The organism is Candidatus Devosia phytovorans (genome assembly GCA_029202405.1).
Taxonomy (GTDB): Bacteria; Pseudomonadota; Alphaproteobacteria; order Rhizobiales; family Devosiaceae; genus Devosia; species Devosia phytovorans.
In genome coordinates, this window is the sequence record CP119312.1 from 3,628,416 (window position 1) to 3,648,808 (window position 20,393).

At 61.6% G+C, this 20,393-nt stretch carries 20 protein-coding genes and 1 pseudogene; 13 read left to right on the top strand and 8 right to left on the bottom strand.

Going from position 1 to position 20,393, the window contains the following annotated elements; translation table 11 throughout:
- Positions 1-138 precede the first annotated feature (138 nt).
- From P0Y65_17690 to P0Y65_17705, 4 genes are all read left to right on the top strand, one after another.
- Positions 139-885, top strand: a complete 747-nt coding sequence (locus P0Y65_17690; protein WEK03998.1) for a sulfite exporter TauE/SafE family protein — start codon at positions 139-141, stop codon at positions 883-885.
- Positions 886-975: 90 nt separating this feature from the next.
- Positions 976-2,127 (top strand): Gfo/Idh/MocA family oxidoreductase, encoded by a 1,152-nt coding sequence (locus tag P0Y65_17695; GenBank protein ID WEK03999.1) that lies wholly within the window; start codon positions 976-978, stop codon positions 2,125-2,127.
- 3 nt (positions 2,128-2,130) lie between these two features.
- Positions 2,131-3,303, top strand: coding sequence for a dihydrodipicolinate synthase family protein (locus P0Y65_17700; GenBank protein ID WEK04000.1), 1,173 nt, complete (start codon positions 2,131-2,133; stop codon positions 3,301-3,303).
- Positions 3,300-4,124: a sugar phosphate isomerase/epimerase gene (locus tag P0Y65_17705; protein WEK04001.1), complete on the top strand. Its 825-nt coding sequence runs from the start codon at positions 3,300-3,302 to the stop codon at positions 4,122-4,124. Before P0Y65_17700 ends, P0Y65_17705 begins: the two co-directional genes overlap by 4 nt.
- Here the strand turns inward: P0Y65_17705 and P0Y65_17710 are convergent.
- The 5 genes from P0Y65_17710 to P0Y65_17730 form a co-directional block, all read right to left on the bottom strand.
- Positions 4,096-5,241: an MFS transporter gene (locus P0Y65_17710; protein ID WEK04002.1), complete on the bottom strand. Its 1,146-nt coding sequence runs from the start codon at positions 5,239-5,241 to the stop codon at positions 4,096-4,098. The two genes, P0Y65_17705 and P0Y65_17710, sit on opposite strands and share 29 nt — an antisense overlap.
- Before the next feature lie 55 nt (positions 5,242-5,296).
- Positions 5,297-5,773: an MmcB family DNA repair protein gene (locus tag P0Y65_17715; protein WEK04003.1), complete on the bottom strand. Its 477-nt coding sequence runs from the start codon at positions 5,771-5,773 to the stop codon at positions 5,297-5,299.
- Positions 5,766-6,962, bottom strand: coding sequence for an MFS transporter (locus tag P0Y65_17720; GenBank protein WEK04004.1), 1,197 nt, complete (start codon positions 6,960-6,962; stop codon positions 5,766-5,768). Before P0Y65_17720 ends, P0Y65_17715 begins: the two co-directional genes overlap by 8 nt.
- Positions 6,959-8,140 carry an MFS transporter gene (locus P0Y65_17725; protein WEK04005.1) on the bottom strand — a complete coding sequence of 394 codons (1,182 nt, stop codon included), beginning with the start codon at positions 8,138-8,140 and terminating at the stop codon, positions 6,959-6,961. The genes P0Y65_17720 and P0Y65_17725 overlap by 4 nt, the downstream gene beginning before the upstream one ends.
- Before the next feature lie 123 nt (positions 8,141-8,263).
- Entirely contained in the window at positions 8,264-9,139 is an 876-nt protein-coding gene (locus P0Y65_17730; protein WEK04006.1) for a LysR family transcriptional regulator, read from the bottom strand.
- A gap of 177 nt (positions 9,140-9,316) precedes the next feature.
- On the opposite strand from P0Y65_17730, the pseudogene P0Y65_17735 reads away from it, so the two are divergent.
- Together P0Y65_17735 and P0Y65_17740 are read left to right on the top strand one after the other, a co-directional pair.
- Positions 9,317-9,436: pseudogene (locus P0Y65_17735) on the top strand (DUF1127 domain-containing protein).
- 182 nt (positions 9,437-9,618) lie between these two features.
- The gene (locus tag P0Y65_17740; GenBank protein ID WEK04007.1) at positions 9,619-10,869 is read left to right on the top strand and encodes a hypothetical protein; all 1,251 of its coding nucleotides are present in this window, start codon (positions 9,619-9,621) and stop codon (positions 10,867-10,869) included.
- A gap of 56 nt (positions 10,870-10,925) precedes the next feature.
- Here the strand turns inward: P0Y65_17740 and P0Y65_17745 are convergent, their stop codons facing one another.
- Positions 10,926-11,279 carry a septal ring lytic transglycosylase RlpA family protein gene (locus tag P0Y65_17745; protein WEK04008.1) on the bottom strand — a complete coding sequence of 118 codons (354 nt, stop codon included), beginning with the start codon at positions 11,277-11,279 and terminating at the stop codon, positions 10,926-10,928.
- 432 nt (positions 11,280-11,711) lie between these two features.
- On the opposite strand from P0Y65_17745, the gene P0Y65_17750 reads away from it, so the two are divergent.
- Together P0Y65_17750 and P0Y65_17755 are read left to right on the top strand one after the other, a co-directional pair.
- Complete coding sequence (locus tag P0Y65_17750; protein WEK06831.1) at positions 11,712-12,419, top strand: glutathione S-transferase; 708 nt, start codon at positions 11,712-11,714, stop codon at positions 12,417-12,419.
- A gap of 99 nt (positions 12,420-12,518) precedes the next feature.
- A complete protein-coding gene (locus P0Y65_17755) occupies positions 12,519-12,902 on the top strand; it encodes a DUF4260 domain-containing protein (protein ID WEK04009.1) in 384 nt (127 codons plus the stop codon).
- Here the strand turns inward: P0Y65_17755 and P0Y65_17760 are convergent.
- The gene (locus P0Y65_17760) at positions 12,892-13,494 is read right to left on the bottom strand and encodes a dihydrofolate reductase family protein (GenBank protein WEK04010.1); all 603 of its coding nucleotides are present in this window, start codon (positions 13,492-13,494) and stop codon (positions 12,892-12,894) included. The genes P0Y65_17755 and P0Y65_17760 overlap by 11 nt on opposite strands.
- Positions 13,495-13,561: 67 nt before the next feature.
- Positions 13,562-14,275 (bottom strand): TetR family transcriptional regulator C-terminal domain-containing protein, encoded by a 714-nt coding sequence (locus P0Y65_17765; protein WEK04011.1) that lies wholly within the window; start codon positions 14,273-14,275, stop codon positions 13,562-13,564.
- 125 nt (positions 14,276-14,400) lie between these two features.
- On the opposite strand from P0Y65_17765, the gene P0Y65_17770 reads away from it, so the two are divergent.
- The 5 genes from P0Y65_17770 (at position 14,401) to hydA (ending at position 20,357) form a co-directional block, all read left to right on the top strand.
- The gene (locus P0Y65_17770) at positions 14,401-15,729 is read left to right on the top strand and encodes an aspartate aminotransferase family protein (protein ID WEK04012.1); all 1,329 of its coding nucleotides are present in this window, start codon (positions 14,401-14,403) and stop codon (positions 15,727-15,729) included.
- Complete coding sequence (locus tag P0Y65_17775) at positions 15,729-17,225, top strand: CoA-acylating methylmalonate-semialdehyde dehydrogenase (GenBank protein ID WEK04013.1); 1,497 nt, start codon at positions 15,729-15,731, stop codon at positions 17,223-17,225. Before P0Y65_17770 ends, P0Y65_17775 begins: the two co-directional genes overlap by 1 nt.
- An 11-nt stretch (positions 17,226-17,236) precedes the next feature.
- Positions 17,237-18,487, top strand: coding sequence for a Zn-dependent hydrolase (locus P0Y65_17780; GenBank protein ID WEK04014.1), 1,251 nt, complete (start codon positions 17,237-17,239; stop codon positions 18,485-18,487).
- 40 nt (positions 18,488-18,527) lie between these two features.
- On the top strand, positions 18,528-18,734 hold the full coding sequence (locus P0Y65_17785; protein WEK04015.1) for a hypothetical protein: 207 nt from the start codon (positions 18,528-18,530) through the stop codon (positions 18,732-18,734).
- A 171-nt stretch (positions 18,735-18,905) separates the two neighbouring features.
- Positions 18,906-20,357 carry a dihydropyrimidinase gene (gene hydA / locus P0Y65_17790; protein ID WEK04016.1) on the top strand — a complete coding sequence of 484 codons (1,452 nt, stop codon included), beginning with the start codon at positions 18,906-18,908 and terminating at the stop codon, positions 20,355-20,357.
- Positions 20,358-20,393 lie beyond the last annotated feature (36 nt).

Below are 20,393 nucleotides of genomic sequence, written 5' to 3' on the forward strand. Positions count from 1 at the left end.
TCAAGCATGAAGTAACCATGTGGTGATTACTTTATCCGACGGCACGGGCGAAAATATCCTTTCCGATCCTCGACTTTGCTGTGTAACCCTTGGGCCGATCGGCACGCATTGCACTATGGCGTGCCTTGGGGAGGACTGATGGATATCGATCTGACGCGCTGGCTGATCATGGGCCTGGCGCTGGCTGCGGGCGCCGTGGTCAAAGGTGCCACGGGCATGGGATTGCCGTTGATTGCGCTGCCTGTGCTGACTTCCATTTTGGGCATTCAGCATGCCGTCGGGCTGATGACCGTACCGTTGATCGCGACCAATTTCTGGCAGGTCTGGCGCTTCCGCAGCGTGATCCGCGAAAGGGGCATGGGCTTCCTGCCCCGCTTTCTGGTTGCTGGCAGCGTGGGTATCGTCATCGGCACCTGGGCGCTGACCAGCCTGCCCGAGCGCCTGCTTGTCCTGACGCTGGGGCTTATTCTCCTCGCCTATGTGGCGCTGAAACTGGCCAAGCCGCATCTGATCGTCGGGCCGGAGACGGCGCAGCGCTTCGGGCCCTTGGCCGGCGCGGGCGCTGGCGTGCTGCAGGGCGCCACCGGCATTTCGGCGCCGATCGGGGTGACCTTCATCCACGCCATGGGCTTTGCCAGGGATCATCACCTGTTCGCCGTCTCGGCCATGTTCCTGACCTTTGCCGTGGTGCAATTGCCATCCCTGGCGGTGGCCGACGTGATGGAGCCGGAATGGCTGGTCGAAGGCCTTCTGGCGCTCGTGCCGATCCTGCTCTTCATGCCGCTCGGCCAATGGATCAGCGGCAAGCTCAGCCGCAAGGCGTTTGACCGGATGATCCTGATCTTCCTCGGCCTGCTTGGCCTCAAGATGGTTATCGGCCTCTAGGGGCGCACTCTCCTCTTGACGCCCTGCCCGGCCCACGCTAGCTAAGTAACTAAACAGTTACACGCTTAATGCGGATGGGAGGATATCGCGATGGCGGACAGACGGCTTGGACTGATCATGCACGGCGTCACGGGGCGCATGGGCTATAACCAGCACCTGGTGCGCTCGATCCTGGCCATTCGCGACCAGGGTGGCGTGACGCTCAGCAATGGCGACCGGCTCGTCGTGGACCCGATCATCGTCGGCCGCGACGGCGACAAGATCGAACGCCTCGCCAAAAAGCACGACATCAAGCGCTGGGGCACGGACCTCGATGCCGCGCTGGCCAATCCGGAAGACACGGTGTTCTTCGACGCCGGCACGACGCTGATGCGCGCTTCACTGCTGGAAAAGGCGCTGGCCGCCGGCAAGCATGTCTATTGCGAAAAGCCGACCTCGGATTCGCTGGAGATCGCGCTCAACCTCGCCAAGACCGCCCGCGCTTCGGGCCTCAAGCATGGCGTGGTGCAGGACAAGCTGTTTTTGCCCGGTCTGCTCAAGCTCAAAATGCTGCGCGACTCTGGCTTCTTCGGCGACATCCTCTCGGTGCGTGGCGAGTTCGGCTATTGGGTGTTCGAAGGCGACTGGCAGCCGGCGCAGCGTCCGAGCTGGAATTATCGCAAGGCCGACGGCGGCGGCATCATCCTCGATATGCTGTGCCACTGGCGCTATGTGCTCGACAATCTCTTTGGCGAAGTGCAGGCGGTGTCCTGCCTCGGCGCCACGCATATCCCCGAGCGCGTCGACGAGAAGGGCAATCGCTACAAGGCCGATACCGATGACGCGGCCTATGCGACCTTCGAGCTCGAAGGCGGCGTGATCGCCCAGATCAACTCGAGCTGGACCACCCGCGTACGGCGCGACGATCTTGTGACCTTCCATGTCGATGGCACCAAGGGCTCGGCCGTAGCGGGCCTGCACAAATGCTGGACGCAGCATCGGGTCAATACGCCCAAGCCGGTTTGGAACCCCGACCAGCCGCAGACCATGAACTTCTTCAACGACTGGGAAGAAGTGCCGGACAACTGGCCTGCGCAGAACGGCTTCAAGGCCCAGTGGGAAATGTTCCTCAAGCACGTCGCCGAAGATGCACCCTGGGAATACGGTCTCGAAGCCGGCGCCAAGGGCGTGCAACTGGCCGAGCTTGGCCTCAAGAGTTGGGCCGAGCGCCGATGGCTGGATGTGCCAAAGCTGGAGTTCTAGGCCATGGCCAGCATCAACCTGCCCAATCCCGACCGCTCCATCACGCCCTACACCCTGACCGGGGAGCCCATTCCCTTCGTCAAGCACAAGGCATCCGACTTCAACCGCATCGCCTATGCGGCCGCCCATGTGGTGGCCGACCCGCTTGCGAGCAATGATCCCTGGCTGACGCCGGCCATCGACTGGGCCACCACGCTCAAATTCCGTCATCGGCTATGGGATCTCGGTCTCGGCGTCGCCGAGGCGATGGATACGGCCCAGCGCGGCATGGGCCTGGGTTGGGCCGAGGCGCAGGAATTGATCCGCCGTGCCCAGGCCGAGGCCCGCACGCGCGACGATGCGCTGATCGCCTATGGCGCCGGCACCGACCATCTGACGCCCGGGCCGGATGTCACCATTGACGACATCATCCGTGCCTATGAAGAACAGGTCGGCTTCGTCGAGAGCCAGGGCGGCCGTGTCATCCTCATGGCTTCGCGCGCCCTCGCCTTTGCCGCCAAATCACCGGAAGATTACGCCAAGGTCTATGGGCGCATTCTCAGCCAGGTCAGACAGCCGGTGGTGATGCACTGGCTGGGCGAAATGTTCGATCCGGCGCTGGCCGGTTATTGGGGCAATGACGACCACGACAAGGCGATGGATGTCTGTCTCGACGTCATCGCCGCCCATTCTGAAAAGGTCGACGGCATCAAGATTTCCCTGCTCTCGGCGGAAAAGGAAATCGCCATGCGCCGGCGGCTGCCGCCTTCGGTCAAAATGTATACCGGTGACGACTTCAACTATGCCGAACTGATCGCCGGCGACGAGGAGGGCTTTTCGCATGCCCTGCTCGGCATTTTCGACGCCATCGCCCCGGCCGCCTCGGCAGGTCTCGCCGCACTGGGCAAGGGCAACAATAACGAGTTCTTCGATCTGCTCGAACCGACCGTGCCGCTGAGCCGGCATATCTTTGCCGCGCCCACCCGCTTCTACAAGACCGGCGTGGTCTTCCTCGCCTATCTCAACGGGCTGCAGGACCACTTCCAGATGATCGGAGGGCAGCAGTCGACCCGTTCGGTTCAGCATCTGAGCGAGCTGTTCCGCCTCGCTGACAAGGCGCGAGTCCTAAGTGACCCTCAGCTCGCCATTTCGCGCATGAAGGCGGTTCTCGATGTTAACAGTGTGCTAACCAAATGAGCCAACGTGCTATATCGCTGAATCTTGCCACCACGCGCCAGGTCTGGGGCTTCAAGGAAGCTGTCGACGGCTGCTTAAAGGCTGGCATTACGGCAATTTCTCCTTGGCGCGACCAGGTCGCTGCGGTCGGATTGGACGAAGCCGCCCGCATCGTCCGGGACAACAAGCTGCAGGTCACCGGCCTCTGCCGCGGCGGCATGTTTCCCGCCGAAACTGCCGAAGGCCGGCAGGCTCAGATCGACGACAACCTCCGCGCCATTGACGAGGCGGCCGCGCTCAATGCCGATTGCCTGGTGCTGGTTGTCGGCGGATTACCGGGCAGTTCCAAGGACTTGCCCGGTGCACGGCAGATGGTCAGCGACGGCATTGCCGCCATGCTGCCCCATGCCAGGGCCTGCGGCGTCAAGATCGCCATCGAGCCATTGCACCCCATGTATGCCGCCGACCGCGCCTGCGTAAACACGATCGACCAGGCCCTCGATATCTGCGAGGCACTTGGTGAAACGGTCGGCGTCGCCGTGGACGTCTACCATGTCTGGTGGGACCCCAATCTCGCGCAAGCCATTGCCCGCGCTGGAAGAATGAAGCGCATCTTCGCCCATCACATCTGCGACTGGCTGGTCCCGACCAGGGATATGCTGCTCGATCGCGGCATGATGGGCGATGGCGTCATCGACCTGCCGGCCATTCGGCAAATGATTGAAGACGCCGGCTTTTTCGGCCCACAGGAAGTGGAAATCTTTTCCCAGGACAATTGGTGGAAGCGTCCCGGCGACGAAGTGCTTAAGGTGATCAAGGAGCGGGTGGCGACGGTCTGCTGAGCTTTGAGGCCATCACGAAAGTGAGCAGCAGCAGGGGGATAAGCAGGGCAAAGGCCATACGAATGCCGAAGCCCTGCGCCACCGCGCCGATCAAGACCGGCGCGCCGAGATTGACGAATTGAAAGATCAGCGTCGTCGCGGCCACATTCTGGCTCGCCGGCCGATCGCCCAGCCGTGCCGCCGCCGAGAGCATCAGCGGATAAAGCACGCAGATGCCTAGACCCAGCAGGCCAAAGCCGGCGAGAGCCGCGAGGGCGTTGGGCGAAAAGACCACAAGCAGCATTCCGGCAATGGCGACACTGGCCAATACCCGCGCCACCATGACCGGACCGAAACGATCGATCCAGCGGTCCGCAACCAGCCGCCCCAACGCCATGGTGACCAGCAGCGCCGGCAGCGCCAGCGACTCGATCCAGGCGGCCACTTCGAAATTGTCGCGCAGGAAGATGATCGACCAGGCCCGCGCTGAACCCTCGGTCAGCCCGGCGCCCATGCCGAAAGCGACCAGACCGAGCGTCGCCAGGGTCGGCCAGGCCAGTTTCTTGCCGTTCTCGCCGGCATGCGGTCGGGGCGGGGTCGCTGGCATGGGCACGACGACGGTCCAGAGCAACAGACCTAAAATGGGCACCAGCGTCCACAGGTGCCAGGCCGGCGCTATGTCGAGCCCGCGCAGCGCCGCGCCCAGCAGCGAAGTGGTGAGAAAACCCACGCTCCAGACGCCGTGGCACGTGTTCATGATGCGCTGACCCGATGCCGCCTCGATGCGATCGGCTTCGACATTGATGGCGATATTGGTCAGCGAGAACCCCAGTCCATTGATGGCCAGCAGGGCGAACATGGCGAAGGGGTTGAGCAGCACCGTCACCAGCGCGGCGGAAATGGCCGAGAAGGGTAGCATGACCAGGATCACCTTGCGCGGCCCGATGCGCTCGATGATGCGGCTGGAAAACAGGAACATGCTGAGCCCGCCCAAAGGCTGGCCAATCAGCACCAGGCCCAGTTGCGCCTCGGAGAGGCCGATCTGCAGCTGGATGTCCGGGATGCGGGTGTGGATGGCGCCGACGGTCAGCGCATGGACGAAGAACAGCGCAATAATGCGCCAGCGGACGATGGGCATGAAACTCACAAAGGATAGTCTGGCCGGGCGGAACGAACGGCAATTCGTCTTAGGCTCACTTGGGGCCGGGGTCCATGAGCACGTGAATGCGATCAGCACCAAGCCGCGCCAGCTTGAGCATCAGCGCCTTGCGACGGGCTGGCGCCATTGGCGTATCGGGGCTGTCGCGCAGGATGGCGCCATCATGCGCATCGGCGACGATCAGGCCCTCGCTCTCGGGAAAAATTTCCGCTTCAAGTTCGGGTGGCTTGGCAAAGAAGAAGCGGTCGGAAAATTCGCGATATTCGTGCCACTTCCGGTCGACCTGGAAATCGATCAGGCTCGACTTGATCTCGACGATCCAGATTTCGCCCTTGGGACCGACACCCAGCACATCAGCGCGGCGGCCGGAGCGCAGGGTCACTTCGGCATAGCAGGCCATGTCATAGGTCTCGCGCAACAGCCGCATGACCCCGCGCTGGACGCGCAGGGCGGTAGCTGATTGGCGGAGATCGACGATCGGGCGCAGTTCAGTCCGCTGACTGTCAGCCATGCGGCGGGACCGGTTCGGGGGGCAGGCCGTGTGGGTCGTCCACCTTGCGCGTGCCCAGGGCAAAGCTCGATGCCCAGAGCCCAGCCAGCAGTAGCGGCAGGCAGATCAGATAGGAATTGCGGATGCCCAGATGTTCAGCGACGAAGCCGAGCAGCGGCGGGGCCATGAAGAAGACCACGAAACTCACCTGACCGAGCGCCGCGACATTGACCGCAGCGGGCCGGTCGGTGCGCTGGGCGGCCGCGGATACGGCCAGAGGGTAAACTGCCGAACAGCCAATGCCCATCAAGGCAAAGCCGAGTAGCGCCACGCCCGGCATGCCCTCCGGCGCCCAGCCCACCATCAACACGCCGACGCTGGCAAGGCTCAGCAGCACCATGGAAACATGGCGCGGGCCAAAGCGGGCGACGACAGGATCGGCGGTCAGGCGCATCAAAGCCATGAAGAAGGCAAAGAGCGTCAGGCCCATGCCGCTGACGAAAGGCTCGGTCGAAAAGATCTCGTCCATATAGATGGCCGACCAATCGATGCCGGCGCCTTCGACGAGGAAGGCGGCAAAGCCGATGAGGCAAAGCGGCAAGAGGCCCCAATTGGGGAAGGCGATCTGGTGACCGGTCTCGCCTTGCATGCGCGCTGGTTTTGGTGCTGGCCGGATGCCGGAAATCATGAAGCCACCGATCACCACCACAATGACGGCAACAAGGCCCAGATGGGCCTCGACCGAGAGGCCCGACTGGCGGATGCCGGCGCCGAACAGGGCGGTGACGAAGAAGCCGACGCTCCAGAAGCCATGAGCGCGGTTCATATACCGACCGCCTGTATGCATTTCGAGGCGATCGATTTCGACATTGAGATTAATTTCGAGCGCGCCGGACAGCAGCCCGGTCAAAAAGAGCACGCCGAAGACGAAGGGCGCAAAGCCCAACCAGGGAATGGTGGCAAAGAACAGTGCCGGGCCGAGCACGGTGAAGAAGGCCGTGGTGCGGACGCCAATACGCTCGATGATGGACGCGCCAAATGTCAGCGAGATCAGCGAGCCGATCGACATGCCGATCATGGTGAGGCCGAGCTGGCCCTTGTCGACCTGAAGGTGGGCCTGAATGTCAGGCAGGCGCGCCATCAGGGCGCCGGTGGTCAGCGCGAAGAGGAAAAAGCAGGCATAGAGACGGTGTTGCGGCGCAATGGTCATGGGGTGACAACCTTGGTGACCGGACGCGGCGCCAGGACCTGGGTGGTCGCAAGGCCGAGCAGAACCAGTGGAATGCCGACACCGAAAATCCAGTGCAGGCCGAAATGCTCACCGATATAGCCCAGCAGCGGCGGGCCGAGCAGGAAGGCGGTGAAGGAGAATTGCGCCAGTGCGGCGACATTGATGGCGGCCGGGCGGTCGGTCTGCTGGGCTGCCGCCGACATGGCCAGGGGGAAGAGGGCCGAGGAGCCGATGCCGATCAGTGCAAAGCCAAGATAGGCCACCCAGGCGAACCCGATCGAGGGCGCGAAGAAGACCAGCAGAACGCCAATGCCCATGACGGCAATCAGCACGCGAGCCACGAGGACCGGGCTGTAGCGATCGACGAAACCATCGGCAAAGAAGCGGGCAAGCGCCTGCGAACCGGCGACGGTCGCCACGGCGATACCGGCCCAGAAGGGCGTCGCCTCGAAAATATTGCGCATATAGATGGCCGACCAGTCGATGCCGGCGCCCTCCATGAGCATGGCGGCGATGCAGACGCTCACCAGCATCATGATGGTAGGGGTTGGCCGGGCGAAGTGGGGCGTTTCATCACTGCTCGAACCTGTGCGATGCGCAGCTGGCTGGAAGCGACCGAGGATGACAAGAGTGGCGACGAGAATGACCGGGGTCATGATCATCAGGTGATACTGCGGTGGCAATCCGGTCTGGGCGATGAACGAGCCGACCATGCCGGCAGCGAAAAAGCCAAGGCTCCAGAAGGCATGAGCGCGGCTCATGATGCGCCGGCCAATGGCATGTTCGACGCGATCGGCCTCAATATTGATGATGATCTCGATGCAGCCGATGGTGAGGCCCACCGGCACCAGCAGCAGGAAGAAGGCAAGCGGACCCTGCGCCCATGCGGCAGTGGCGTAGAGAACCGAGAGCAAGGGAATGGCGGTGAGCAAGACGCGCCGATAGCCGATGGCTTCGATGAAGCGACCCGCAAAAGTCAGTGAAATCAGCGTGCCGGCGGCCGAGCCAATCAGCGCCAGCCCCAGAGCACCCTCGCCGACACCCATCGCCTCCTGAATGGCAGGCAGGCGCGGGAAGAGACTGCCCATGCAAAAGGAATATACGAAGAACGCCCCGAAGACCTTCATCTGGGGCGGCAGGTGGAGGCCAAACGTCATGGCTGAAACTACTCGCAAGATTTTGTGCCGGCGAAGCTATGCGAGAATCAGATCATCGCCTAGGGCGCGTGCAAACGTTTTCGTTCTATTCTTGCAACGTTGCATTTTTGGCGCGATAGAGTGCTAGTCGCCATGCAACGGCCGCTCGCCTCGGAAGAGCGCGGCATGGCGTTTCATCAGCGCGGCGATGCGATCCCCAACCGCACGCACCGCGGGTTCGTGACGCTCCTCGTGATGGCTGACCAGCCATTGATCGGTCTCGAGCTCCTTGATCACCGGGGCAATGCGGATCAGGCGCGGATCGCTGTCGCCGACGAAACAGGGAAAGACGGACAGGCCCGCGCCATGGGCCACCAGTTCGCGGACGCTCATCGCATCATTGCCGCGAATGGCGATGCGGTCGCCATGGCGGGCCTGGATCCAGCGCGCCGAATGGGTCTGGCTCCCCTCCCCAACCACGCCGACGAAATAGCCGGCTTCGACGCCGTTGATCAGTTCACGACCCGAATAGAGGCCATAGGCCACCTTGCCGATGAGCCGCCCGGCCAGCCATTGCTCGGTCGGCCGCTGGTTGCGGATGCCCAGATCGGCATTGCGCCGGCCGATGTCGACCTTCTGGTTGGCCGTGACCAGTTCGAGGGTAAATCTGTCGGCCACGGTCCAGATGTCGCCGATCTGGCCGGAGAGAAAAGCCGAGGTCCAGGGGCCCGCTGAGAGGCGCACGATGCGGCCACCGCTCGCGCCTTCCTTCCAGCGGCGCAGCGACAACATGGCCGCTTCGACATCCTCGGCACGGGTCAGCAGGTCTTCGCCTGCCTGGGTCAGGCGATATCCGGTCTGGCTACGGTGAAACAGCGGTTCGCCGACCTGCCGCTCAAGCGCGGCGACGCGGCGGCCCAGCGTTGCCGCACTGAGTTTCGTGGTCTCGGTGGCGGCGCTCAGTCCGCCCAGCCGCGCCACATCGAGAAAGAGCCGCAGATCGTCCCAGCTGAAGTCCATTTTTCATTTCTGCAAAGGTCCTTGCAATCCCGACTATAGAGAAAGCTCAGCAGAAATAGCAAGTATTGGGCCAGCAGCGTCTGGCGCTGCGGCACAGCACAGCAAGAACCACCAAATATGCAATCCGGAAATTTGCCTTTCCGGCGATGGCGGAGCCTTGCTGAACAGGAGATCGAAATGTTCAAGGCAATCCGGAAGACTCTTTCAGCATGGTGGCAGCGCGACCTTGCCACCCGCAAACTCAATGCGATGGACGACCACCTGCTGGCCGACCTCGGCACCAGCCGTGCGGACATTGCGCGCTTCGTCCGCAGCAAGGAAGATGCGATCGAGCCGACGGCACCGAAATCCTACCGGCACAAGGATGCCGTTCGCTTCCGCCTCGACTGCGTTGAGGCCTGAGATTTGCGGTCACATTTTTGTTGCAAGTGCTGCCTAGCGTCTGCCTCATTTGAGAAATTTCGAGGTGGATTATGGACTTGCGGTTCGGAATTGGCCTTTTGATCCTGGCGCTGTCAGCCAGTTCCAGTCTCGCCAGGGAAGAAAATCTGAATGGCGTGGTGGTGGATGTGCCGTCCGACTGGGAGGTTCAGCGCGGTGAAGCCGGCTCGATGCTGATCTCTCAGGAATTTCCCGAAACCGACGAGTATGAGCAAGGCGCGGTGATCATTCAGCTGATCGCGCCGCGCGGCGTGGAGGGCACGCTGGCGCAGGGCATGGCGCAGGTGGTGAATGCCTTTCCGGACATGGCCGAAGAGGACACGACCACCGATAGCGCCGGCGTGACCAGCAATGGCTATGAAGTGCTGATGGAATATCGCTGCTGCGGGCGCATCCAGGACATCAGTGCCGGCCTCACCACGATTGCCGTGGGAAGCCCGACCAAGCAGGCCTATCTGCAGATGGTGTCGATGAATATGGACGGCGATCGCGAGGACGAGATCGACGCCGAGTTTGCCACCATGGCGCGCACCATGCGCCTCAACGAGAGTGACGAGCTCTTTGCCGTGGCACCAAAGGATGGCGATGGCGGACTTGAAGGCGTCTATACCTATCTGCGCACCGGGCTGACGCTCAACCCGTTCGGCGGCATGGATTTTACCGCCGACAGCGAGATCACGGTCTTCGACACGTCGGGCCTGTTCAGCGATACCATTCCGGCCAATATGGATATGGCGGCTCATTGCGCCGACCACCCGCGCGACTGCGGCACCTACAAGGTCACGGGCGGCGGTTTCTGGGGCGGCGCCAAGCAGCTCGAAATGCGCAGCGTGATCGACGACTTCGGGACATTCGAGGTCGAGGTGTCGAGCCTTGATGACCAGGATGGCGGCTTGTCGATCGACGACAATTTCCACGCAAGACTGCCAGCCTTCGATGCCGGCACGACATTTGATGGCCAATGGCGCTACTTCTGGGCGCAGACCGGGAGCATGGCCTTCAGCTCCAACAGCGTGGCCGTCGAGCGGCTGCTGACAATGACGCCGGACGGCCGTTTCGAGCAGACCGGCTTTTCCGGCGCCAGCGGCAGCGTGGATGGCGGTACTGGCACCACCAGCTTTGCCACGGGCAGCGACCGGCCGCTGGAGTCAGGCACCTATCGTGTCGATGGCTATACGCTGGTGCTAAGCGGCGACGATGGCAGCGAACAGATGCTGAGCCTCTTCGCGCCCGACATCGGCTCGGATGAATTGCTGGTCATCAACGGCAGCAATTATCTCAAGCAATGAAGAGGCCGCCCCGAAGGGCGGCCTGAAACGGCAGCAAGTCGGCGCCGTTATAGTGTTCAGCTCTGGGCCAGGCAGACCGAGGTCACGCCACGATTGCGGAAGCCGAGGGCGTTGGCTGCTGCCTTGCTCAGATCGATGATGCGCTTGCCGTGGAAGGGGCCACGGTCATTGATGGTCACCTCGACATGGTTGCCGGTATTCTGGTCGGTCACAGTGACCTTGGTGCCAAAGGGAAGGGAACGATGCGCCGCCGTCATGGCGTTTTCGTTGAAGATTTCTCCCGATGCAGCCCGCTTGCCATTGAAGCCAGGGCCATACCAGGAAGCGCCGCCACATTGGGCATAGGCTGCAGTAGAGAAGGACAGAAGGGCTGCAGCAACAATGGCGGCGGATACGGCTTTCTTAATCAAACTCGGAGTCTCACGTCATTTACGATGAGCGTTTGATTAACGGCTGCGACGGGCCACAATGTGCCCGATTTGCCTCAGGTGGCCCCCAAGAGCCCGGGTCTGGTGGATAGTTGCAGGATTCGCGGCTGCATTTCTGCCTGCTTGCTGAATGGGTGCACCAAACTGGAGGAAATGAATCCACTATCGCGACGAATCTGGCCGGAATCGACGTCGGACTCGTCAAGCCCTTGGATTCATCTTGCGCGGTGTGGCCATGAGGTCACGGTTCCGGCTCAAGTGCCAAAATCCGGCATTTTGGCTCTGGCGCCGTGGATAACTCCACCAATTCCACGTCCTCCTTGGGTCAAATGTGGCGGGAATGCGGCCAATATCCTTGTGCAAAATGCGAAAGCGCGCCGCGGAACCTTAACCGCCGGCGCTGGTTCCGACCTGATGGCTTATGAACTTTACTACTGGACCGGCATTCAGGGCCGGGGCGAATTCATTCGATTGGCACTGGAAGAGGCGAGCGTCGCCTATGAGGACGTCGCCCGTGAACAGGGCGACGTCGTGATCGAAGCGCTAGGTGAAAAATTGGAGACACCCGGTTTCGCGCCACCCTTCCTCAGGCATGGCGAGACCGTCGTCGGCCAGGTTTCGACAATTCTGTTCTATCTTGGAGATAGGCTTGATCTGGCGCCAAAGGATGCGCGGCTCAGGCTCTGGACGCAGCAAATCCAACTGACCATCGCCGACTTCGTCGTCGAGGGACATGACGCGCACCATCCTCTCGGCGCCGGCGCCTATTACGAAGAACAAAAGCCCGAGGCAGTACGGCGGGCGAAAGAGTTCCGCGAGCAGCGCGTCCCCAAATTCCTCGGCTGGTTCGAAACCATCCTCGAGCGCAATCCTGAAGGCGCCACACATCTGGTGGGTGCCAGGCTCAGTTATGCCGACCTGTCACTGTTCCAGGTGATTAGCAGCATCGACTATGCCTTCCCCAAACTGATGGCGCGGATCGGCAATGATTATCCCAAGCTGCGTGCCCTGCATGACCTTGTGCGGAGCCGGCCCAATATCGCCGCTTATCTCAAGAGCGATCGACGCCTGTCCAATAATGAGGATGACCTGTTCCGGCATTATCCGGAGCTTGATCCGTAGACCTATTCAAATCTGAATATCCAGCACCGGATTTCGGCGAGTTCCCATCATGGCTGCATCACCCCATGTTGAGTGCAATCCACTCCATGAGGTTTCGCCATGAGCACATCATCTCGCCTGTCCGACCCGATCCTGCTGCAAAGGCTTGAAGGCGTCGCCGCTTTGGGCCTGGGCATCGCCGCCTATATCTGGCTTGGCCAGTCCTGGGGGGTGTTCGCGCTGCTCTTTCTGGCGCCGGATCTGCTGATGCTGGGCTATCTGCGCTCGAAGAGCTTTGGCGCGCTGACCTATAATCTTGGCCATACCTATGCTGCGCCGGCACTGCTGGCCCTGCTCGGCCTCGTCACCGGTCCATTGGCCTTCGGCCTTGCCGCCATCTGGACGGCGCATATTGGTTTCGACCGTATGCTCGGATATGGCTTGAAACTGGGCGATTTCAAATCCACCCACCTCGGCCGTATGGGCAAGTCGGCTAAGGCTTGACGACTTTGTAGTCGAGATGGGTGACGAAGCGCGTGGCACGCGCACCCACGGGTTCGAGTTGTGCCGTCAGGCCATCCCACAGCCTCTCGCCCTGTCCGGCAAGCTGGGGCACGAGCTTGAGATGCAGCATGTCGACCACGCCGGCATTGAGATAGTGGCGCAAGGTGGTGACGCCGCCGGCTATGGAAACATTGCGCTCGCCCGCTGCTTCCCGAGCGCGCTCAAGCGCCACTTCCGGCCCTTGGGTGACGAAATGAAAGATCGTGCCGCCTTCCATTTCCAGTGGCGCATGCTCGTGGTGCGTCAGCACAAAGACCGGTGCGTGATAGGGCGGATTGGGGCCCCACCAGCCGGTCCATGCCTCTTCCCAGACGTCGGACCCGGGCGCTGCGAACATGTTGCGACCCATGACGAAGGCGCCGTAGTCGGTGACCGCCGCGATCTCATCGCGATTATTCTCGCCGTCCTCGAACATCCAGCTCGCAAACTGCCTGGGGTCGATCGTGCCGAAGGGGCGTTCCCGGCTCTGGTCGGTGCCGGTGCCATAGCCATCCAGCGACAGCATGATATGGGCGCGTACCTGTTGAGCCATGTCATTGTCCTCCGATCCGCGACCCTAGGATTGCCCGGGGCAGACTGTCAAATGAATGGCCCCTTGCCTATTTGCGCGGGGTGAGGCCGAAGAGGAAGAGCTGTTCGAGATAGCGCGCGGCGTCCTCGAAACGTCCCTCGCCACCGCGTCCCGGCCCGAGCACGGCGCGGACCTGGACGTCGAAATCGGCATAGTGCTGGGTGGTGGCCCAGATGGAAAAGATCAGGTGATAGGGGTCGGTGCGCGCGAGCTTGCCCTCGCTCATCCAGCCCATCAGGACCTTGGCCTTTTCATCGACGAGATTTTTGAGATCGACCTCGATCATTTCGATAATGCGCGGTGCGCCCTGCAGCATTTCATTGGCAAAGAGCCGGCTTTCTCGGGGAAAGTCGCGGGCCATTTCCAGCTTGCGGCGAATATAGGAGCGGATCTCCGGGAAAGGATCGCCATTGGCGTCCATTTCCTCGAGTGGCGCCAGCCAGTTTACCAGAAGTTCGGAGATCAGCCGGCGGTGGATCTCTTCCTTGCGCGGGAAATAGTAAAGCAGGTTGGGCTTGCTCATGCCCGCGACCTCGGCGATCTGGTCGATCGTCGCGCCGCGAAAGCCGTGCAGCGAAAACACTTCCAGCGCCGCTTCGAGGATGATGTCCTGCTTTTCGCGCTGGATGCGCGTCAATGGCCGCACTTTGGCCGGCGCATGGGCTGCCGCCTTGGCATCAGCCTTGTGCTGCCGTTTGGGCGTAACGGGGCTTTCGGCACTTTTCAGCTTTGTGGGCGGCATTTTCGCCTTGCTAGAAAGTTTGGGAGTGCTAACATTTTTCCAATTGGTCAAAATTTCGGGACTTAGCGCTTCGCCGTCAAGAGCCAAAATCGACCAAAGCCGATCAATGGGAGCGAGGGGTTTCCGTGACCAATTCCAATAGTGTGGCGCCGAACGACCTGAGTGCGTTCTGGATGCCCTTTACCGCCAACCGGCAGTTCAAGAAAAACCCGCGCATGTTCGTCGCGGCCAAGGACATGCATTACACGACCTCCGATGGCCGCCAGGTGCTGGACGGTACGGCGGGCCTGTGGTGCGTCAACGCCGGTCACGCACGACCGAAAATCGTCGAAGCCATCGCGAAGCAAGCGGCCGAGCTCGACTATGCGCCGGCCTTCCAGATGGGCCATCCGAAAGCCTTCGAGCTGGCCAACCGCCTGGTTGATATCGCCCCCGATGGGCTAAACCATGTGCTCTACACCAATTCGGGGTCTGAATCGGTCGAGACGGCGCTAAAGGTTGCGCTAGCCTATCATCGCGTGAAGGGCGACGGCGCCCGCACAAGGCTGATCGGCCGCGAACGCGCCTATCATGGCGTCAATTTCGGCGGCATTTCGGTGGGTGGCATCGTCACCAACCGCAAGATGTTCGGCACGCTGCTCGGCGGCGTCGATCACATGCCCCACACCCATAACCTTGCCAAGAACGCCTTCACCAAGGGCGTGCCCGAATATGGCACCGAACTGGCCGACGAGCTGGAACGCATCGTCACGCTGCATGATGCCTCGACAATTTCGGCCGTCATCGTCGAGCCGGTAGCCGGTTCGACCGGTGTACTGATCCCGCCGGCCGGCTATCTCAAGCGCTTGCGCGAGATCACCAAGAAGCATGGCATTCTGCTGATTTTTGACGAGGTCATCACCGGCTTTGGCCGCCTCGGCACGCCATTCGGCGCCGACTATTTTGGCGTGACGCCAGATATCATGGTCACCGCCAAAGGCCTGACCAATGGCATCATACCGATGGGCGCCGTGTTGGTATCCTCGGAAATCCATGACGCCTTCATGGGCGGCCCGGAGCATGTCATCGAGTTCTTTCACGGCTATACCTATTCGGGCAATCCGGTAGCCTCGGCGGCGGCTCTCGCCACGCTCGAAACCTACAAGGACGAAGACCTGCTCACCCGCGGCACCGAGATGGGCGTGCATTTTGCCGAGGCGCTGCATTCGCTCAAGGGCGAGCCGCATGTCATCGACATCCGCAATATCGGCATGGTTGGCGCCATCGAGCTAGAACCGATTGCCGGTTCGCCGACCAAGCGCGCCTTCTCGGCATTCCTCGCCGCCTATGAGAGCGGGTTCCTGATCCGCACCACGGGCGACATTATCGCGCTCAGCCCGCCGCTGATCATCTCCAAGGCGCAGATTGCCGAACTGATTGATGGCATTCGCGCCGTCCTGCGGAGTATCGACTGATGAACACGATCGAAAATGCCGTTGCCGGCAAGCGCTATGTCTCCGCTTCAACGCGCCGCGTGCCCGTGTTTAATCCGGCCACTGGTGAGCAATCGGCCGAACTACCGCTGTCGACGCTGAGCGAGCTGAACGATGCCGTGGCTGCGGCCAAGAAGGCGCAGGTTGCCTGGGGCAATACCCCGCCAATGAAGCGCGCCCGCGTCATGTTCAAGTTCAAGGCGCTGCTCGATCAATATGCCGATGATCTCGCCCGCGAGATATCGAAAGAGCATGGCAAGGTGCATGATGATGCCCTGGGCGAAGTCGCCCGCGGCATCGACTGCGTGGATTTCGCCTGCGGTATTCCGCAGCTGCTCAAGGGCGAGTTCAGCCGCAATGTCGGCCCCTCGATCGACAGCTATTCGGATCGCCAGCCGCTCGGCGTCGTGGCCGGCATCACGCCCTTCAACTTCCCGGCCATGGTGCCGATGTGGATGTATCCGGCGGCCATTGCCTGCGGCAATGCCTTCATCCTCAAGCCCTCCGAGCGCGACCCGTCTGCGCCCATGCTGGCCTGGAATCTCTTCATGGAGGCGGGCCTGCCGGAAGGCATTCTCAATGTCATTCACGGCGACAAGGAAATGGTCGACGGTATTCTCGACCATCCTGACATCAAGGCGGTGAGCTTTGTCGGCTCGACGCCCATTGCCGAATATGTCTACCAGCGCGGCACCAAGGCGGGAAAACGCGTGCAGGCCCTGGGCGGCGCCAAGAACCATATGGTGATCCTGCCCGATGCCGATCTGGACCAGGCTGCCGATGCGCTGATGGGTGCCGGCTATGGCTCGGCCGGCGAACGTTGCATGGCCATTTCGGTGGCCGTGCCGGTGGGCAAGGAAACTGCCGATGCGCTTGTTGCCAAGCTCAAGCCGCGCGTCGAAAGCCTCAAGATCGGCCCGGCAACCGACAAGGACGCCGAAATGGGTCCGGTCGTCACCAAGATGCACCGCGACAAGATCCTTGGCTATATCGACTCCGGCGTCGAGCAGGGCGCCGAGCTGGTCGTCGATGGCCGCGGCTTCTCGCTGCAGGGCTATGAGGGCGGCTACTATGTCGGCGGCACGCTGTTCGACAATGTCACGCCCGAAATGACCATCTACAAGGAAGAAATTTTCGGCCCCGTGCTCTCGGTCGTGCGCGCCAATGACTATGCTGAGGCCGTCAAGCTCATCAACGAGCATGAATATGGCAATGGCACCGCGATCTTCACCCGCGACGGCGATGCTGCCCGCGAGTTTGCCGACAAGATCGAGGTGGGCATGGTGGGCGTCAATGTGCCGATCCCGGTACCGGTCGCCTATCACTCCTTTGGCGGCTGGAAGCGAAGCCTGTTCGGCGATCACTCCATCTACGGCCCCGAAGGCGTGCACTTCTATACCCGCCTCAAGACCGTCACCACCCGCTGGCCCGCCGGCATCAAGGGTGGTGCCGAATTCTCGTTCCCGAGCGTCAAATAGGAAATATGCCCATGTCTGCCCCAGGCGAAAACCTTCGTATCAATGGTGACCGGCTCTGGGACAGCCTGATGGACATGGCCAAGATTGGCCCCGGCATTGCCGGGGGCAACAATCGCCAGACGCTGACCGACGAGGATGGCGAAGGCCGCCGCCTGTTCCAGCGCTGGTGCGACGAAGCCGGCCTTAGCATGGGCGTCGACCAGATGGGCACGATGTTCATGACCCATCCCGGCACCGACCCGGATGCGCTGCCGGTCTATGTCGGCAGCCATCTCGATACCCAGCCGACTGGCGGCAAGTATGATGGCGTGCTGGGCGTTCTCGCCGGGCTCGAGGTCGTGCGTTCGCTCAATGATCTCGGCATCAAGACCAAACACCCGATTGTCGTCACCAACTGGGCCAATGAAGAGGGCGCGCGCTTTGCCCCGGCCATGCTGGCCTCGGGTGTCTTTGCCGGCATTCACACCCAAGACTATGCGTATGGTCGCAAGGACCAGGAGGGCAAGAGTTATGGCGAGGAGCTGGCCCGCATCGGCTGGCGCGGCGAGGAAGAGGTCGGCGCGCGCAAGATGCATGCCTATTTCGAATATCACATCGAACAGGGCCCGATCCTTGAAGCCGAGAACAAGCAGATCGGCGTGGTGACGCATGGCCAGGGCCTGTGGTGGCTCGAATTCACACTGACCGGCAAGGAAGCCCACACCGGATCGACGCCGATGCTGATGCGCGTCAATGCCGGTCTTGCCACCGCCCGCATTATCGAGGCGGTGCAGGAGATCGCCATGGCGCACCAGCCGGGCGCCGTTGGCGGCGTCGGACAGATGAAGTTCTCGCCCAACTCCCGCAATGTGCTGCCGGGCACGGTGGTCTTTACCGTCGATATCCGCTCGCCTGAACTGGGCAAGCTGACGTCCATGCGCAGCCAGATCGAAGAACGCGCGCAGGCCATCTGCGCCGAGCTTGGCGTCGGCTATGCGATGGAAGCGGTCGGGCACTTCGATCCCGTGGCCTTCGATCCTGTGCTCGTCGGTCGCGTGCGCTCAGCAGCTGAAAAGCTCGGCTACAGTCACATGGACATCATCTCGGGCGCCGGCCATGACGCCTGCTGGACCAATCGCCTCGCCCCAACCACGATGATCATGTGTCCCTGCGTCGATGGCCTCAGCCACAACGAAGCCGAAGAGATTTCGAAGGACTGGGCAGCGGCCGGCGCCGATGTATTGTTCCACGCTGTGGTTGAGACCGCGGAGATTGTCGAGTGATGCAGATGGGCGTACATTTTGTACGATTGGGGACGCGAACATGCCCGACGCAGTCACGAACGAACTCATATACGAGACGCTCAAGCAGATTCAGGGCACACTTGCCTTGCACACGCAGTATCATCTTGAGATCAAGGAACGAGTTGGCCTGCTTGAGCAGCAATATGCCAGCATCTCGCGCCGGGTTGATCGCATCGATGACAGGCTTGATCGAGTCGAGAAGCGCCTCAATCTCGCCGAAGCTTGAACCACTACGCCGACCAATGGAGTCTTGACGTCCGCGCCTGAGTGCGTGGCGGCCGGTTTCTGCTGGCCAATTTGAGTAAGACATAAACGATCTGCAAAAAGCGCTGAGGGGTGCGTGCGGGTCGGACGGACATAAGCCGTGGAGACGGCTATAGACTAAAGGGAATGCAGCATGAGCAAAGTGATCAAGGGCGGCACAGTCGTCACGGCCGATCTGACCTACAAGGCTGACGTCAAGATCGAGGGCGATGTGATCGTCGAGATCGGCCAGAACCTGTCCGGCGACGAGGTTCTCGACGCGACGGGTTGCTACATCATGCCGGGCGGCATCGATCCGCATACGCATTTGGAAATGCCCTTCATGGGCACCTATTCCGCCGATGATTTCGAGAGCGGTACCCGCGCGGGTCTGGCCGGCGGCACCACCATGGTGGTCGATTTCTGCCTGCCCAATCCTGGCCAGAGCCTGCTCGAAGCGCTCCAGATGTGGGACAACAAGACCGGCAAGGCTTCGGCCGACTATAGTTTCCACATGGCCATCACCTGGTGGGACGAACAGGTCTGGCGCGAAATGGCCGAAGTGGTCGATCGCGGCATTACCAGCTTCAAGCATTTCATGGCTTACAAGGGCAGCCTGATGGTCAATGACGACGAGATGTTCTCGTCGTTCCAGCGCTGCGCCGATCTCGGCGCCCTGCCGCTGGTGCATGCCGAGAATGGCGACATCGTCGCCGCCATGACGGCAAAGCTGCTGGCTGAAGGCAATAATGGCCCCGAGGGTCACGCCTATTCGCGTCCGCCAGAAGTCGAGGGCGAAGCGACCAATCGCGCTATCATGATTGCCGACATGGCCGGCGTGCCGCTCTATGTCGTGCATGTCTCGGCCGAGCAGAGCCATGAAGCCATTCGCCGCGCCCGCCAGAAGGGCATGCGTGTCTATGGCGAACCGCTCGTGCAGCACCTGACGCTCGACGAGAGCGAGTATTTCAATGCCGACTGGGATCATGCCGCCCGTCGCGTCATGTCGCCTCCGTTTCGCAACAAGCAGCATCAGGACTCGCTCTGGGCCGGGTTGCAGTCGGGCTCGCTATCCTGCGTCGCCACTGACCATTGCGCCTTCACCACCGAGCAGAAGCGCAATGGCGTCGGCAATTTCTCCAAGATCCCCAATGGCACGGGCGGCCTCGAAGACCGCCTGCCCGTCCTCTGGACGGCGGGCGTCAACACCGGTCGGCTGACCATGAATGAATTCGTCGCGGTGACCTCGACCAATATCGCCAAGATCCTCAACATGTATCCGAAAAAAGGCGCGGTGCTGGTCGGCGCCGATGCGGATCTGATCGTCTGGGATCCGGAGCGGACGAAGACCATTTCGGCCAAGGGCCAACAGTCGGTCATCGACTACAATGTGTTCGAGGGTTTCGAGGTCAAGGGCCTGCCCCGCTATGTGTTGAGCCGCGGCAAGGTTTCCATCGTCGAAAACGAGATCAAGGCCGAGGCGGGCCATGGGAAGTTCATTGCGCGCGAAGCGAAAAACCCGGTCAACCGGGCGCTGAGCCAGTGGAAGGAAATCGTTGCACCGCGCAAGGTCGAACGCGCCGGCATTCCGGCAACCGGCGTGTAGCAGAGTGATGAAATAACAGGCACCTGCCGGGGGAGC